Origin of the sequence: Paenibacillus taichungensis (assembly GCF_013359905.1) — a bacterium.
Classification (GTDB): Bacteria; Bacillota; Bacilli; order Paenibacillales; family Paenibacillaceae; genus Paenibacillus; species Paenibacillus taichungensis.
Genome location: NZ_JABMCC010000096.1, coordinates 73267 through 90992, shown reverse-complemented (window position 1 = coordinate 90992; position 17726 = coordinate 73267). Strand labels below are relative to the sequence as shown.

Annotated in this window: 9 protein-coding genes; 3 read left to right on the top strand and 6 right to left on the bottom strand. The window is 40.2% G+C overall.

Annotated features, from left to right (window positions below; genetic code table 11):
* The first annotated feature begins 169 nt into the window (after positions 1–169).
* Complete coding sequence (locus HP548_RS04045; protein ID WP_246317912.1) at positions 170–1222, top strand: ankyrin repeat domain-containing protein; 1053 nt, start codon at positions 170–172, stop codon at positions 1220–1222.
* A gap of 201 nt (positions 1223–1423) precedes the next feature.
* On the opposite strand, the gene HP548_RS04040 is transcribed toward HP548_RS04045, so the two are convergent.
* Positions 1424–2401 carry a tRNA dihydrouridine synthase gene (locus HP548_RS04040; protein WP_175380962.1) on the bottom strand — a complete coding sequence of 326 codons (978 nt, stop codon included), beginning with the start codon at positions 2399–2401 and terminating at the stop codon, positions 1424–1426.
* Between the two features lie 551 nt (positions 2402–2952).
* Here HP548_RS04040 and HP548_RS04035 point away from each other — a divergent pair.
* Positions 2953–3159: a DUF2536 family protein gene (locus tag HP548_RS04035; RefSeq protein ID WP_076291617.1), complete on the top strand. Its 207-nt coding sequence runs from the start codon at positions 2953–2955 to the stop codon at positions 3157–3159.
* Positions 3160–3260: 101 nt separating this feature from the next.
* On the opposite strand, the gene HP548_RS04030 is transcribed toward HP548_RS04035, so the two are convergent.
* Complete coding sequence (locus HP548_RS04030; RefSeq protein ID WP_175380961.1) at positions 3261–7730, bottom strand: endo-1,4-beta-xylanase; 4470 nt, start codon at positions 7728–7730, stop codon at positions 3261–3263.
* A gap of 423 nt (positions 7731–8153) precedes the next feature.
* Here HP548_RS04030 and HP548_RS04025 point away from each other — a divergent pair, with 423 nt between their 5' ends.
* A complete protein-coding gene (locus HP548_RS04025) occupies positions 8154–10019 on the top strand; it encodes a leucine-rich repeat domain-containing protein (protein ID WP_175380960.1) in 1866 nt (621 codons plus the stop codon).
* A 451-nt stretch (positions 10020–10470) separates the two neighbouring features.
* Here HP548_RS04025 and HP548_RS04020 read toward each other — a convergent pair whose 3' ends face one another.
* From HP548_RS04020 to HP548_RS04005, 4 genes are read right to left on the bottom strand one after another with little or no spacing between them, the layout of a single operon-like run.
* Positions 10471–12297 (bottom strand): AIPR family protein, encoded by a 1827-nt coding sequence (locus HP548_RS04020; RefSeq protein ID WP_175380959.1) that lies wholly within the window; start codon positions 12295–12297, stop codon positions 10471–10473.
* A 9-nt stretch (positions 12298–12306) separates the two neighbouring features.
* Positions 12307–13326 carry a PD-(D/E)XK motif protein gene (locus tag HP548_RS04015; protein WP_175380958.1) on the bottom strand — a complete coding sequence of 340 codons (1020 nt, stop codon included), beginning with the start codon at positions 13324–13326 and terminating at the stop codon, positions 12307–12309.
* Positions 13323–16034, bottom strand: a complete 2712-nt coding sequence (locus HP548_RS04010) for a Z1 domain-containing protein (RefSeq protein ID WP_246317911.1) — start codon at positions 16032–16034, stop codon at positions 13323–13325. The genes HP548_RS04015 and HP548_RS04010 overlap by 4 nt, the downstream gene beginning before the upstream one ends.
* A complete protein-coding gene (locus HP548_RS04005; RefSeq protein WP_175380957.1) occupies positions 16027–17520 on the bottom strand; it encodes an ATP-binding protein in 1494 nt (497 codons plus the stop codon). The genes HP548_RS04010 and HP548_RS04005 overlap by 8 nt, the downstream gene beginning before the upstream one ends.
* Positions 17521–17726 lie beyond the last annotated feature (206 nt).

Below are 17726 nucleotides of genomic sequence, written 5' to 3'. Positions count from 1 at the left end.
CCCAGCCCTTAAAGTCAAAACTCCTATTATTGGTTTTCCACTTCTGGATATGATAAACTTGCTGGAAATTATCTGTAATCTATTAAACTATCATTTGTCTGTCATTTGGGAAAATCTTATCTACCTTCAGAAGTCGATGATGCTATCCACAAAGGAGAGGAAGAGTTTAATGATTAAGGAGACAACGTTACCTGCTCATATGGAAAAACTCATTAAAGATAATGATATCGTTGCCGTAAAAGAGGTCTTCGAGCAATGCGAATGGAATGCCCGCGGGGGCTATAGCAAAGGTACGGCCCTCAGCTTTCGGCATATTTCCGATGAATTGGTTCGCTGGCTGGTAGAACAAGGGGCAGATATCAACGCACGTGACAATTATCAACGCACGCCATTACATGCACATGCTTCGCACTGGTCAGGAAATGTAGCCCTGTTCCTTGAATTAGGTGCGGATCTGGAAGCTGTGGACTACCAAAATGAAGCACCGTTGCACGCAGCGATCAATGCGTATAGAACCGAAGTGGTACAAGAGTTGGTAGCCCGAGGTGCTGATATCAATGTAGTCAATCAAAGAGGCAATACTCCGTTAGCCAAAGGATTAATGAATAGCCGAAATAGCGATATTGTCAGTATGTCGAAGATTTCCGCGATTCTGCTGGATGCCGGAGCAACAGTCACCCCGGAAATGAAAGAGTCCGTGAAGCGAATTGGCAAGGATTTTGAAATTGTCCGTGAGAAGTTCAATAAGGACAAGGTAGATGAAGTTTCAGACGCACTGAGCAAGCTCTATCAACAATTTGATGTCGAGCCGGTAGCGAGTCGAAAGATGCACGATGGAACAGCTCCCATTCAGGTAAAAGCAACCACTTGGCCCAAACAGCATCAGGAGCTGTGGGAGTATCTCATCCCGGCCCAGGGACATGCCCAAACGGTTCAGGGAGAAGTCATCCGCATCACAGGACGTGTGTCCCATGAAGTATTGGATAATGGCGGTGGAAACTGGGATGAACCGTATCGCAAAATGCTGGATGCACTGATTCGCCATCTGGGATCTAGTACGCCATTAGCGCCGGCACTTCTTCAAGAAGCAACAGACTTGGCCCACAGGCTTCGCCATGGATCGAATTATGATGCGCCTGCCCGATTAAGTGAGCTGGCGGTGTTATGGGTGCTGGATAATCCTCAACCCATTGCTATGGAGAAGCCGGAGTATAAGCGTTAACATCTTCAGTAGAATCGGAAAACGGCTCTGATGTTCCTGAATCTCGTAAATGGATGAAGTGCAGTAGACTTTTACCGCTAAAACCACATTAACAGCAAAAAAGAAGCGGAAGAGCTACCGCTTCTTTTTTGCTGTTAAATCTACCTGAATCATATTCCGTATCCATGATTACAACCATTACAACCATTCGTGTTCTTCGTCCTACTCTGTCTCCGCATGTTCCTGACTTCCGAACTCATCGAGCAATTCGCGTACTCTAGTCGTTGTTTTGGCGTTCATCAAGCTATTTCTCAGCTCACTTGCCCCGCGGAATCCACGGACGTAGATTTTGAAAAAGCGGGCCAGCGGGCTGAACGAACGCGGTTCAAGCTCTGAATATTGATCATGCAGGTCCAAGTGCAGCCGCAGCAGATGAAGGAACTCCTCTGTGGTATGTTCCCTTGGCTCCGTTTCAAAAGCAAACGGATTCTGGAAAATGCCTCGTCCAATCATAATGCCATCCACACCATATTGCTCAGCGAGCTTCAAGCCAGTCTGACGATCAGGGATATCCCCATTAATGGTTAGCAACGTATTCGGTGCAATCTCGTCCCGAAGTTTCTTGATCTCCGGGATCAGCTCCCAGTGCGCATCGACCTTGCTCATTTCCTCTCTTGTACGCAGATGAATGGACAGATTCACAATGTCTTGCTGCAAAATATGAGTCAACCAGTCGCGCCATTCGTCCACCTCGGTGAACCCGAGGCGAGTTTTGACACTGACGGGCAAGCCACCAGCTTTGGCCGCCTGAATGATCTCCGCTGCAAGCGCAGGACGGCAGATCAGACCGCTTCCTTTTCCATTCTCCGCCACATTGGCGACAGGACAGCCCATATTAATATCTATGCCTTTGAAACCTTCCTTGGCCATCCCGATGCTCATCTCGCGGAAGAACTCCGGCTTGTCTCCCCAAATATGTGCCACAATCGGCTGTTCATCTTCTGTAAAAGTCAGACGCCCGCGTACACTTTTGTTCCCCTCCGGGTGACAATAACTCTCTGTATTCGCAAACTCCGTAAAAAACACATCCGGTCTGCCCGCTTCACTTACGACATGGCGAAACACAACATCCGTCACATCTTCCATCGGCGCCAGTATAAAAAATGGTCGTGGCAAATCACGCCAAAAATTTTCTTTCATATTAGAAACTCCTCTATATATACCAGGACAACCTTTGCCCTCATTAATGTTAAAATCGTAAGCCATACATCTGCAATCGTATCATTTACATTAGCAGATTCGTTGCAATTTACATTTTGATGTCCTTGCTTCTTCTTCACTTATACCATGCAAATGTAACTTCGTTCAAACATCAGTATCTGTTAATCACATCAAGATGAATATATCCTACCCCGAAGAGAAGCGTACCCTTCAATAGACTCGCATGAAAAAGAGGGGCGACGCCGCCCTTTGCTAGTTACCGTATGGGTCCGGATTTCCCTTTTCTCCATTTATTACTCCACCAATTTTACCACGTCTTTAGTTGATTTTCAGCACGAGTTTATTAGTGATTATTTGAAGCATAACTTTACCTTCTCGTTTTGGCCCCCCAGTATAGAATTCAGACCGCCTCCATCGTTCTAATGATTCGCTTTGTTCGCTCTTGCCGAACGGGACTAGCTCCTCTACAATAAAAGTTCGGCAGGCTTTTGTACCTGCAAATCGTGACATGGAGGAGGCCTGAATCAAACATGGAAATTTCACTCGATATTATCAAAGACAAAGTTGAATGCTTGCAGGCTTATGACTTCAAGGAACTAGAACGAGCGATCGAAGACCGAATCGGAATGAACAAGGCATTGCTGCTCCGGGTGAAGCAGGTTCAGCATCAAGTCACGTTCGACCCGTTTCGCAACAAGATGTTATATAGTGCAGTTGTTCATTTTTCTGCAGAGTGATAGACGAGTTCTTTTACTTCGATATGAAATAGTAGAACTACCCCCGTCTGGATTTTACGGGGGTAGTCTTTTTTATCATCTGGTTTAATTAAACTTTACATTTACAATTCCCAGATCCGATAGAGAACCATCGCTGCTTCAGCACGGGTCAATGGTTCGGCTGGTGCGATTTTGCCATCTTTGCCGTTAACAATTCCGCTTCCTACGAGGGAAGTTACACTATCCATCGCGTAAGTGGAAATGCTTGCAGCATCGGAATATGGAGCTAGATTTCCGTTGCCGGTAGATTGCTTATCAGCTGCTTTCAGGGCTTTCGCCGTAAGAACCATCATATCTTGACGGGAAATGCTGTTGCCTGGCTTGAAAGTGTTATCTTCGAATCCAGAGACAATTCCAAGTTCTTTGGCAATAGCCACAGCCTGTGCATAGTGAGCAGTTGGCTGTACATCGCTGAAGGCTGCCCCGTTCGTGCCCGAACCCTTCAATTCAAGTGCTCTTACAAGCAAGGTGATAAAGTCGGCTCTCGTGATAGAAGCTGCAGGAGCGAAGCTGTCATCAGAGATTCCTTTAATAATATCGCGTGCAGCCAGCGCTTCGACTGCTTGTTTTGCCCACAGGACATTTTGCACATCGGCAAAAGTCTTGGTTACGTAGGCTACAGCATAAGTGCTGAAATGAGTTGTTTTAAACACCATCGAGCCGGATTTAGCATCATAGCGTCCGCTTGGCACAGCTGTTGCATGCCCTTGATTGTCAATGTAAAGAATCACGATTTGATGTGCATTGGTAAGCTCCTGTGCAGCGGGCGTGTACGGAACAGATACCGTTACAGGTGCCGCTGGATTGTTCCAGGCAAGGAGACGGTCACCAGCTTTTACACTTAGATCGATCACCGGACGGCTGCCCACAATAGCGCGAACATCTGCGTTCAGGCGATCTGCCGAGACTTTGTTAATCTGAATAGAGACTTGATCCGCTTGCCCCGTAATATTAGAAAGCATATTGGACGGAATTTGAATTGTTGCATTCTCCGTCTTAAGCACAAACTCAACATTATTGTTGCTTTGCAGGGTTGAAGTCGGCAATTGCACAACATAGGATTGTACATTTGCTTGCTTCGGCACTTCGATGGTAACCTGCTTCTTGCCATTTGCACCTGGAGAAGCTTTTTCAATCGCTTTATTGAGGCTGTCGCTTGAAATGGTTGCTGTGGCTGTTCCATTTTCGACTTTAATTACCGGCACAATCGCCGAGTCGCTGCCTGGAAGCTCTGGTTGAGGTTGTGACTGCGGAGTAGTCCCGGAATTTGATCCGCCACTGCTACCACCATTGTTCCCCCCGCTGTTGTTGCCTCCACCGTCGTTTCCTCCGCCATTGTTTCCGCCAGAAGAGGGTTTGCCAGTGAGCGTCAATTCACCGAATACGGAAGTATCCTGGTAACCTTGACCGGATGGATCGTTCCATGCATTCACACTGATTCTGTTGCCGTCTTTGGCATCATTGATCTGCGAATCAAAGCCAATTTTGGCATTGTTCGCAGGCTTAACCTTTTTGAACGGAATCTTCATTTCAACCGTGTAGTTGGTACCGGAAACAGAGACTTTGGATTCGAAGCCTGCAGCGATTTCCGCAGGATTAAAGGAAGCTAGGTTCTCAAAGTTCACTCTGTATTGTCCATCATCGTCTTGGAAGTTAGCTGTTTTCCCGTTGTTTTCATCGACGAATACTTCAACGGAATCCTGCTCCCATACATTCGGGTTGGACTTGTTCAGTTGATCATCTCTGACTTGAACCAATACATACAGATTGTCGTCATCCCACAGTGCTTTTGCCGTTCCTGTCGCACCTGACCACGCCATTTGCTTTGTATCCAGTTTCAATTCAGGAGCTTTGCTCCATATGCTGTCTACAGAGCCATCAATAGCTGGTGTCCCATAGTGAGCGCTTGAGCGCTTGTATTCAAGCTCTTCAGGCGGATTTTCCGCCATATACTTTTGCGGATCAACTACCGCGTAGAACGCCTGTTTTGCTTGAAAATTCTTATCGAACAAGGTTGGATTCTGCTCGACTCTCCAGCTGGTGCTGTCATTTAATCCCCAGAAGGTGACACGTGAAATATGCTCGCTGTTCTTCTTATAGAGATCCATCAATTGGGCATACAGATAGGCCTGCTGCTTTGCTTCTTTTTCAGTGATTGTAGAATTGGTGCCTGCCATAATGTCCAACTCGGTGACACTGACTTCTACTCCCAAAGAAATGAAACGCTCAAGCGACATCTTGACATTGTCCAGTCTCGTACCCAAATTGTAGTGGGCTTGCATGCCGATGCCGTCAATCAGTTTCTCGCCAGGGTGATTTACGGCATACTTCTCATTGATCTCTTTAACCATGCTGTAGATGGCTGTAGCTTTGTTTTGGTTGTCATCGTTGTAGTCATTGTAATAAAGCTTGATATCCCAGCCGTTTTCATCAATGACTTTTTTAGCTTCAAGGAAGGCCTCCTCAAGAAAGTCAGGGCCGATGGCTTGTAACCAGCCAGAATTACGCAATGCATTTTTCCAGTCTTCCGGATTAGCCGGGTTATCGTTCATGGCTTCGTTGACAACATCCCAGGAAATGACTTGGTCACCAAAATGCTCAACGACCGTTTTAACATGTGTTCTTAGGTTCGTCAGAGCTTCTTCACGACTTAAAGGTTCGCCGTTTGCTGCCGTATAAAGCCAAGTAGGTGATTGCGCATGCCATACGAGCACGTGACCGTGCAAATCTAGGCCCGCATCCTTTACTCTTTGGACTAGAGCATCTTCTGCGGTGAAATCAAATTGTCTGTCCGCGTTATAGGCATAATCCGGTTTCATATCATTCTCAAACGTGACGACATTGTGATGTTTCTTCAGAAGCTTGAGCCGAGTCTCGTCAAAGGTAGCCGAATTCACAATGTTCCCGATCAGAAAATCATTCTTGTAAATATCCTTGAGGTTAGGAAGGTTTTCTTGAATCGGAGGTGCGGCAGTTACAGGTCCCAGATATTTTAGAGCAAAGTCATCCAAGAAGAAGGTACGGTTCCCGCCGTCATTGTTTGCTGTTTCAATATAAGCATTAAGTACGCTTGGAGTAGTGGTGAGCGTATACTTACCCGTTAAGTGTACCCATTCTTGATCTGTAACGGTTGCATTTGGAGACACGTTCGCAAAGCCGCTGTCAGCATATTGAATACTAATACGAAGGGTTGTAGGCGCTTCGCCAGGTGCCATTTTCACCCAAGCAGACAGCTCATATTCGTGATTCTTCGCCATTTTGCCAGTTGCATCAACCAAGGCTGCATCATATTGTGTCGTAGTTGTCACAAGCAAGCTTTGCTTGCCGCCAGATGTATGATTATCGTTTTCGGAAAGGACTACCGTTTCACGGCCGTTCCGTGCTTTGAATCCATCCATACCATTCTCAAAATCGGCAGAGATGCCCGTTTTATCTACATTTTCCGGTGCGGTTTGATCAGGGGTTACATCGGTGATGATGACTTCATCAATGTAAATATCCGAGGTTAACGTATTGTCCGATGGTTCAACATAGATGATGACCTCATTCGTTTTAGAAGGGATTTCATAGCCTTTGGTTTCTAAGAGCGTCCAGTCAGAAGCGGTTACAAGCTTGTTGCCTATAATCCAAGGATACTTCTGATCATCTGCTAATACTTCTGAATTTATTTTGGAAGCCAGATGGAACTGGCCTTCACCTGAACCGAGTCTAACCTTGAGGGAAATATCATACTTACGGTCGGATTTCATTTTGCCCGTAAGTACGAGGGCAGGGACGGCTTTCTCATCGGCCCGGTTAAAGAACTTCAGAGATTTCGTGCCTTCGGAGGCTACGTCGTTGTCGACGACCGCAGTATCCCCGTTCGATCCCCAACCCAGCTTGCCCCATCCACCGGTACTGCCATCTTCAAAGCTTTGGTTAAGGACTACCGCTGGTTCAACAGGTGCTGCTGTCTGGGTAATCGTGATATTCCCGATATAGAATTGAACACCATTACCTGCTTCATCAGATTTAATCCGCAGAGCTGTCTTGTCCACACTGGTAACGGAGATAACGGCGGATAGCGTAATGCCTTGTCCTGCTTTAAAGTCAGCAGAGCTAATTCCGGTGTATCCTTCTGAGCCAGTAACGCCCTTATTGCTTACAATCTCCAGTACTGCTTTCCCAGCCGCAGGCGGGTTAGCATCCGTATCGACATAAACGGAAGCGGTTACAGAATACTCTTGGCCAACCGCCAAACCCAGATCACCGAATGTGAGGTCCACGCCATCCCAGTTGTTAGATCGGTTACTAACTTTTAGAGCTGCTTCATCATCATTGCCTTCAAAAGGCTTGCCTGTTACCGTGCTCAACTGGGCACCACCTGATTGAGTCACCTTGCCTTGACCATTCTGGAATGTTTCCTGATACACAATTTGTGAATTAGTTGCCACTAGATCTGCAGCGTTAACTGTCGGAGCTATCAAGCCGCCCGGAAGAAGCAGAGCCGCTGCGAGTAACCCGGAAACGACCCGCTTAAATGATTTCCTCATTCGAAGCATTCCCCCCACACCAAATTTTTCATCAAACATATAAAGCGCTTACATAATTTGTTGTGACCAGCCTCCTTTCACCCCAGATAATACCACTTCATGAAAGAGAATTCTTACTCCAAATTAAAGGGGAATCTTAGTTTTTTACAGAACTCTACCAAGTCTGATACGGGTATGGTCATGCTCTTCGTTCCGATGATCAGGCCGCGGCAGATAAATTCGTCGCAGCACCACAACAGATCCCCTCTTAATAATGCCTACCACCAGCCATACTTAAAAAAGATCAAAAAGGAGCAGGATTTCCCTGCTCCTTCGCTATGTGAAACTTCTTTCTCTCATCAAACGTAAATTCACAAGGTATAATGAAGTCAGATGACCGTTCAGCATGATCTTATGACCATCATAATGAAGGAGGGGACATTCGTGGCGTTTATCCCGTTAAACTGTCCCAATTGCAACGGAAGAATTGAATACAAAGAAGGTGAGATTTTAAAGTGTCCCTATTGTGAAACAGAGCTTTTATTGAAGCAAAATCATGTCCATTACGTAGACCAGACCATTAATCATTACCACGGAACGCCCCCTAAAGCACCGCTGAAGCAGGCTGCCTCCGTAAAGCTACTGCTGATGCTGATGTTAGTCCTAACTGGCGCGATCGGTACGTATTTTTATTATAGCAACAGCTCCACCTATCCAAAAACAGAAGCCAATCTGTCTGTGCGAAAGATGCCCGAAAGCGAGGTTCTGCTCTCATTTTTGCGAGATATCTTCGATAAAGGGTCTGCCTTGCCGACAGAGGAGGAACTGGCTCGTCTTCGCTATTTAACCGTAGAGCATTCGGAGAATGATCAGTGGACGTTTACATATAGCCTCTCCGATCCCTTCAGCGATGAACAGGCCGAGAAGATCACTTATATTACTCAGGACAAGAAACTGAATAGCCAGCGGATTGATCAGCGAGATTTTGAAGCCTTTACGGGACTGACGGCATTGGACCTGACGAATACCTATGAAATCTCCCAGACGGACCAAACCACTTTGGCCCATATGTCTGGATTAAAAAGTTATGGAGGCGCTTTTAACGAATCCTTCAGCAAATTTTCGGGCTACTTTGGTGACAAGTCTAAAATTACGGAGCTTTCCACTCAGCTTCGCAGCAATGAGGAATTGGCCCTACTGCTGGAATTTCCTAATCTGAGCTCTTTATCCATTACCTATGTGGATGAGTCTGTAACGGATTTCTTTCTGTTGAATAAACTGCCGCTCAAGTCCCTGTCGCTCACCTTTGTCGATGAACTCGGATGGTTGTCGTCCCTGACCGGGCTGACCTCCCTGTCCATCAATTACAGTGAAGCCACAGACCTACAGCCGCTATACGCCTTGACCCAGCTTCAGGAGCTTCGGCTATCCTTTTTAACGAATGTAAAGTCCATCGACTTTGTTCAAAATATGCCTGCTCTACAAACGCTAGATATCGAAAATGTAAACTTCTCCAGCCTAGAGCGCTTGACTGGTAAGGCCTCCATCACGAAATTACGTCTGGCTTCCTTAAACCAGCTCAGCTCGGTAAAAGCCATCAACAGCCTCTCCTCGCTGCGAGATTTAACGCTGTCCGGTTATTACGAGAAGCAAGAAGCCCTGACACTGCCTAAAGTAGAGCGAGTAGAAATTCCGAGCTCCTTTCTCACTGAGCTCAAGGCGCCCGCTACAACCAGCCTGACGCTTCGTGGTGGAAGCGGGGAATTGAACTTGGCTGCGCTGGGGAAATTCCCGAAACTGGAGCAGATCTCCCTCTGGGAGATCAGTGAAATAACCCGGCTTAGCGTCCTGGACGGCTTGCCTCGTCTGGAGACGTTAAACATTTACGACTCGTCACTGTTCAAGGAAAGCGATGCTTTATTTCGTTTAAAGCAGGTCAAATCTCTGATGTGCTCCGAGTGCAGGCTGAACTTTGAACAAAAGGCGGCCGCAGAGAACGGCGTGCTTGAACATTTGACCTTAGAGCAGCCATATTTCAGCATAAACAACACCTCTGTTACTGAAGTTGACCAAATGATGCCTTACTTTGCCAAAATGTCCGCTCTACGTTCCTTCACTCTGCAAGACAGCAATTTAGCTTCTCTCGAATTTATGAGTAACTGGCAGGCCATAGAAGAGCTTCATCTCGAGAACAATGCCATTTCCAATATCGAGACCCTAAGCCAACTGCCTGATCTGCAAAAGGTATATCTATCCGGTAATTCCGTGCAAAACAAGTCCGTGCTTGGTGCGGGTGTGCATGTGTATTAATTACCGGCTGGGAAGATGGCGATTTTTAGACTACTACAATTAATGGATGGTATTGAGATATAAACAGAGGGAAGGGGCGAATACACTTATGCCCTTCCTTTTCTCATGCCTGTATTATAGTTCTACACTTTTCTGGTCATCTTATATTTTACGTTTATGTCACAAAACTGAAAACATGTACTAAACAGCACGCCTAATTTATTTAATTTATTTTATTGCAGGTACAAATCAACTTAATCGCTTTCTTCGTCATTTTGCATAGCCTTCTTTTAAAATACTATATATTTCTAAATCGACAATTCCTTTACCTCCCCAAGATGTTGCTTGTCTCGAATCAGACGGTAAATCAACATTATATTAATTTAAGAACGAATGATTTAGATGAGTATTTGGAATTAAATACCACTACCTCATATCAATTACTTCTTGATAAGAGGGAAGGAGTCTAATTTTACATTAAATTTTTTAAGGAGTTAGAATACTGTTCTTTGAAAATAGTCCAACACTCTTCATTTTTAGCCCATTGTGTAACATTTCGTTCTCCAGCGGATATACGTAAATGATCCAATGTTGCTTTAGCTATTGTTTGAACACAGCGTTCCCATTCCGTAGATAATTTTTGTCTTTTCCAAATATATTCTATATCAATTTGATTTTTATATAGATGATTCACCATGGCAACAGTGTAGTAAATTACGTTTGCTTTATAGCCTTTTAAATTCATATTTTCCACAATACTTTTTACGTAATTATTGACAATACAGTAAGAAATTAAATGTGTATAGAAGGATTCATCAATACTTTTAATTTTGTCACTTTCTGATAAATCATGCTTCCAATATTCACTATTTAATGCCATGAATTTTGTAAAGGCTTCTTCGCCACCTTTACTTGAAACATGTGGGTAACCATGCCAGGACATAAAATACTTTGCAATATCTACTTTCCCTAAAACAAGTTCTTTGGGGTATATCTTTTTGAATTCATTCTGTTCTTTCCCTTTTTTTCGCCGGCCGATATCAACCATGTATTGACCACGTGCACGTTCAAAGTACCATTTAGACTCTTCTTTTCGTCCATCTTGGCTAGGAATCCATATATTACGTGAGTATTTTTCAATATCTGAAAGGAAGCGAGTATTTGCTAATAAATCAGATTTGTTGATCTTATTCTGTGTATTGGCATACTCGGATATTTTCGAGATCATTTCATCTTCTAACAGATAGCTATCTTCGACATTTTTAGTATCAGTATCTATATGGATAATAGTTAACTTTGCTTGAATAAACACTTCATCCAACGGCACATCATTTTTAAAAGCTTGATGAATTGAAGCGGTAGTTTGACCACCATTTACAATTTGCCAGCTCTTTAAGCTTTTAATCCGATATAAATTCGAATCATTAACTTGTTCAATATCTCCAGATTTCGCTACTGTAGAAATTCCATTGTTATAAGCAACAAATAAATCCCGTTGTTTGGGATTTTTTAAAGTGTCCCTTATTCCCTTGTTAGTACCACCACGTGCTTGTAAAAATGATCGTACATTTCGTTCAACTAATTTTGGTCCGAATTCATCATATAATTGTGCTAATATATGTGCTGGAACATAACCAATATAGCAATCAATACCAAGATTAATAGTGTCTGTTGATAGTTTAGGAACTTTCATCATCTCAAAGTATGTTTCGTATTTACTAAAGTCAATTTCAAAGTCTCTAATTCCTTGCTCAGCTTCAGTTAGTTTATAGATGCGGTCCATATCCCATACATAAACATTTACATTAGGTATACCAGAAATAGCTAAATCAACAGGCTTATTAGATGTGTAGAAGCGATTTGTCACAACATAGATATTTACTTCTTCTAATTCATTTTGAATGTCTAAAATATGTTTTGCTAAGTTAGCAACTTCCAAAGTTCGCTCTGCATAAGTATGAAAGGACTTTGCATTTGTGAAAAAACGCTTTGCTCGTGTAGCGACTTCTTGAACAGCTGTTTTTGTTATTTGAGGTAGAGAATTTTCATCATATTCAATATCGTAGTCCACTACATAAAGATTTAATGAATTACTTGCTTCTGAATAAAGATAACCATTTAGTTGGACCTTTGCATTAGAATTTCCAAAGTAAAAAACAGTTGGCTCATCTTCTTCCGAAATAAAGGGTAGAATCGCTTCTAGGAATGGGGTTTGGCGACTGCCGATTGCAGCACCGCGTCTTTCAACAGCCTCCATAAATTCGTTGAAAAACTCTAATTTTTGTTGAAATTCATTCATCTTTCACACTCATCTTCCATTGTTTAAATAGTACACATCTTGAGAATTCACTTTGAACTCTTCACAATGAGATAAATCTACAGAATAGGATATATATGAAACACCTTTTGGTAACATATTTGGTGTTAATTTAGGAAAATCTCCATTTACTTTATATGCTATATCTTCTAATACAGAAAATTTATTTTCCGTATAATCTTCTTTAATAATACGAAGTTCTAACAATAAATTTTCCAACGATACAATAGTTGAAGGCGCTCGAGTACTTAAAATATTGATGATATCCGTTAATATGTTGAATAAATCTTCTCCTTCTGTATCAGATATCTCAACACGTAAAACATATAAATATAAATTTTTAATAATAGGTGTTAACTCTAACTGACGCTCACTAGATATTCGAATATCTTCACGGATTTTAGGACATATTGTTTTAATTTCTACGCCAGTTTTAGCAACGACATAATCAATTCGATTCATTAATGGGCCTTTCCAATAATCCATAATTGTTGGTGGTGCATCAGGAAATTTGTTGAGCCAAGCTCTAAAGAAATATAATTCTCCAAAAAGACCCATCTGTTCCTCAATCGTTAATTTACCATCACGTTTATGCATGAAAAAGTTTTTCCATTGGTCCAATACTGTGTAAAGAGTAGAGAATAAATCTTCCTCCAAATTATGAATAATATTGTCATAGACACTTTGCATAACATTATCAAAAATTTCAATGCTTTGATCTGGCTCCTGATATAATACCAACATTTTTTTTTCTTTTATAGGTCCTATTTTTTTATGGAATTCCTCTTTAACCGTTAGACCACGCCATTTAGGGAAGGTTTTCATTTTATCTTTAGGCCAATTTTCTTTAGTTATATCGATATAAAGTCTGCGTTCTTTTGTTAAAGAATCCACGCCGATCATGATACAAGGTTTTTTAAAATGGATAGTTTTTAATTTATAAATTGCCTCACTTTCAGAGGGATTAATCTGAGTAAGTAATTCATTAAAAGCTACTGTAACTTTTGTCATTCTTTATTCTCCTTTTCATCAAAAACTGTTTTATTTTTCACATATTTTTGACGTGCTTCAACGATTTCTCCTTTTAAATTTTCTTTATATACTCTTGGGAAATCAAAAGCAATACCAATGGGTACAAAGTTTTCATTGAAATCATATTCCAGCTCATCGAATGCAGGTATCTGTGGATGTAATGGATAAATTATTAATAATGGATTAGCATTATCACGGATTTGTTCATTCTCTAAATCAATTAAAAAGTGTTTTCCGGAAGTGATTGCACCTAAATCAATAGAATAATCGTTAGTATGGTTTTCTTCTGGATTTATTCTACGTAAAACGGCATTTTCTATTTGTATATCGCCTAAGTTTACGGAAAACTCTTTTATATTTTTACCAGATGCATTTGCTTTTCTAACTTCACTTCCGTTCAATGATTTTTTTGTAGCGTCTACAACAACAATATTAAAGTTTAAATATTCTCCACGAGAAATTTGTTTTTGTATATAATCAAATATTTTGTTTGAAACTACTTTAGTTGCATTGGGATCAGTTTTATATGTTTTTAGGAACTGAAGAATGTTCTGAACAGAAACATTTTGGGTTACATAATATTTAGTATCTCCAACAGTACATGGAGTAATATTCTTAAGAGATTCTATTAACTTGATAGTACTATCCATATTTGTTTTATAAAAATCTAGATCCTTACTGAATAATCGTGTTTGAGGTTTTTTACCTCCTAGATAATGTAAGAATTCAGCTGTTTTCATTTTGGCAGGGCTTGTTATATCCATATAATCATGTCCTAGTACGGAGACAGCATAGTCATAAGGAGTAAGATTCTCGTGTTTTGCTAACCAATCGAATTCTTTACGTACTTCCACCATTACTTCTGCTAAATGTTCAAAGTTTGATGCAATTTGTTGTGAAGTATAGATACGACAAAGATCCATATAGCCATTACGGAAACCAAACCAACGCCCCATTTGTAAAAGAGAATCGTACATACTTGTTCCACGATAGTAGTAGGAAACAGTTAAACCATCCAGTGTCAAACCTCGTGATAATTTATTTCCACCGATAGCAATTACGTTCCATCCGTTTTCCTTGCGTGAATCATAATCTAATATATCTTTACTATCACCGTTAATAGCCAGAATGTCTATTTTTCCTAATACTTTTCTAATTTCTTTATAAACTTCTACCCATTCAAGTACTGGATAGCTATGTTCGGTATTTTTGTCATTGAACGTTTTTTGAACTTGTACAAAATCTTTTATATATAAGTTTTGTAATTGATTGATTGTTTCATCAGTCGACGCATAAAGGATAGTATTTGAAAATTCCTCAAAGTAGGCTTCTACTACTTTTTTTAGTTCTAATTGAATATCTGTTAAATGAGATGCATGGATTAACATAGAGTTATGCTCTTTTTCTTGTTTGCGTAAATTTCTCACTGCTGTAGCAATAATAAAGCTCTGAATAGCTTGTTTCATTGAATAAGGTACATAATTGATTAATTCTGTATGCTCTTTATTTTTAATATTATTGAATAAATCCAAATCATCCTGATTTAAATGTCGAATATATTGTGGTTTGTCATCATCTTCTTCATATCCAGTCACATTAAAGTATTCCTCTGGACCACAATATCCATCTGGTTTGGGTAATGCAACAATAAAATCTTTTGGATATAAGTCTTCTTGTACTTCCTCATCAGTCGTTCGAGAGTCAATGAGTAAGTTAGCAAACGGAGTTGCAGTATAACCTACGTATGATTTACGGTTAAATTGATTTAAAAGGCGGCGGATTAAACTATTAATTGTTTTTGGTTTCTCATTAGCATCTGCTGTGTCAACAGATGCTTGATCGGCCTCATCATCAATTACTAAGACAGGAACGTTACGATAATCAGCTGATAAGTTGCAACAAGCTTCGATCACGGTATTTAATGTTTCAAGAACATCTTTATTTTTTTTAACAACCATTAAATTTGGTACATTCAAATTATGGCGTTGATCTTTGGCTTTAATAGAAATATCATTTTCTACATCAGTCCATGTTTGTACTAGTTCCCCCTTATTAGATATTGAAGCAACTCCCGTAGCAACTTTAGTAACTTTATCAATCACACCAACGACCTCTTTTTCAAGCCGTAATTGTGTTTGAGAACGTAAATCATTATGCATACCGGCTAGTACAATAACTAATTTGTAACCAACATCATAAGCTTTGTTGATTAAACCAGTGAAGTTTGCTGTTTTACCAGATTGTACATATCCCAACACCAATCCTCTATAATCAAATTCAGTTTGTTTATTAGGGTTTCCAATACTTTTTAGAATTTCATTAGTTGTGGTATCGATTGATCTAATAGTGTCGATTGGCCAATGTTTGATCTCTTCCAAATACTTAGAATAGCGATACCAATAGTAACTAAATTCTAATTCACCATCTTCCCATGCACTATCTTTAGAAGCACGAATTACACTTGTTGGTTTTATAATAATTTCTTGCACATGCGTATCATATATTTCTAATAGCCACTCCTCTAACTTCTCCGCTGTTAAGTCGAGATGTTTCTTTTTAATCTTCATTTTTGCAGCATTCATTGCTATATCAGCTGCATCTTCTGTATTGAATATAAGAAGCTTTTTGTATGTTTCAACAAATGCTTTTTCTAATTCATTTTTAATAGTATCTTGTGTGTCAATCATTGATAACATCCTTTAATATAATTTGTTCTAATGCAATTCTACCAATAGTTTCGAATTGTGGGAAAAGCATAAGAGATTCGACTAATTCATCTAGTGGCATATCTGGGTTCTTTTTCAATAATTCTTCTGAAATTAACACTAATAAGTTTTTCAATTTCAAATCAAGGGACTCTTCTTCACATTGAATTAAATGTTCCATTTCAAATAAATTCATTGGCGACCCAAGTTCAATTAAGTTTAAATATAATTTTAACTGTTTTGTAGTTTCGTCATCTATATTAGCCAAAATTTCATTTAGGATAGGGTGGAGCCTATTTAATACATACTTACCATGGTTGCTATCATTATCTAGCTCCCATGTATTTAATGTGCCAATAGCTCTTTTTGTCTGAGAGCCGGATGCTCGTTTAGTACGATATAACATAATATCTTGAGATATCTGACGATAAAATCTACCGATGGATTCTAGATTTTCTTTTGCTTCTTCAGGAATGGAAATGCTGGATTTTTTAATGTCAATTTTCCAATCATCATCAGAAGCATTCAAAAAATCTACTCGTATTCGAATTAGATCATAAATACTTTCTTTTTTGAATAAACCTAGCCAATCTCCGAATGTTACAAGCCTATTTTCACGATAAATATAAAAGCCTTGATGTTCACGCCAGCCCCTAATGCCCCCAGCTAGAGAAAATTCTGTACTATTATAATTTGAAGGGTGTGGTAATACATATGGTCGTACTATTACTCGTTTTCCATTAACCCGAAATGCTTGTTTCTCACCTTCTATTATTTTTTCCCGAATAACTTCGGGCATATCTAATAGAAATGGGTCCCACCCCATCAGTTTATTATTATTAATTGTGATGGTTAAATTATCATTTAAAAGTAGATGGTAAACTAATTCTAAGTAATCATGGATTCTTTTAATTTTTGCAAAATAACTATTCTTTTTTAAAGGAGTGGATGATCCAGCTTTTGAAAAACGATCCAATTTATCTATATATACAATAGTTCCACTATCGCCTTCAATATTAGGTAATTTTCGGAGGATACCTTCAGGTACATTCTTAAACAAATACCATTTGTTATGTTTACTAACTAAATCTAAGTCCCAGCAACGCTCCGATAAGATGCCGTTTTTTTTTGAGATAACACTTACTCGTTTTCCTAAAGAAAAACCCGCTGTTTTAAGTCCCATTCCGAAACGTCCTAATTCATTTTTGTCTCGTTCTTCTCGAGGATCTTTAGAGCCGATTGTCATTGCTTTTTGTAATTCATCATTGTCCATTCCACTTCCATTATCCTTGATTAATATGTATCCATCGCCATCGCCATATTCAAATTTTAAGTCGATAGCTGAAGCATGTGCATCAATACTGTTATCAACAATATCTGCAATAGCTGTTTGAGATTTATAGCCGATATTTCGTAAAGCCTGAATAACAGGAGCAGCTGCTGGTTGAGTGTGAATAGTACCGTCCATATATTCCAACTCCTAATTTATAAAATCAAAAACAACAAAACACCATATAATGGATAAAACAAAGGATATATATACTAGATTAGCGATTTAGTTTATATTGATTTTACCATATCAACTTTATATGATGTTCACTCTATATTAAATCACTCAACTTTCGTACCTAGATTAATTTTTTTCTACACTTCACATCAAGAAAGCCTTGCGGT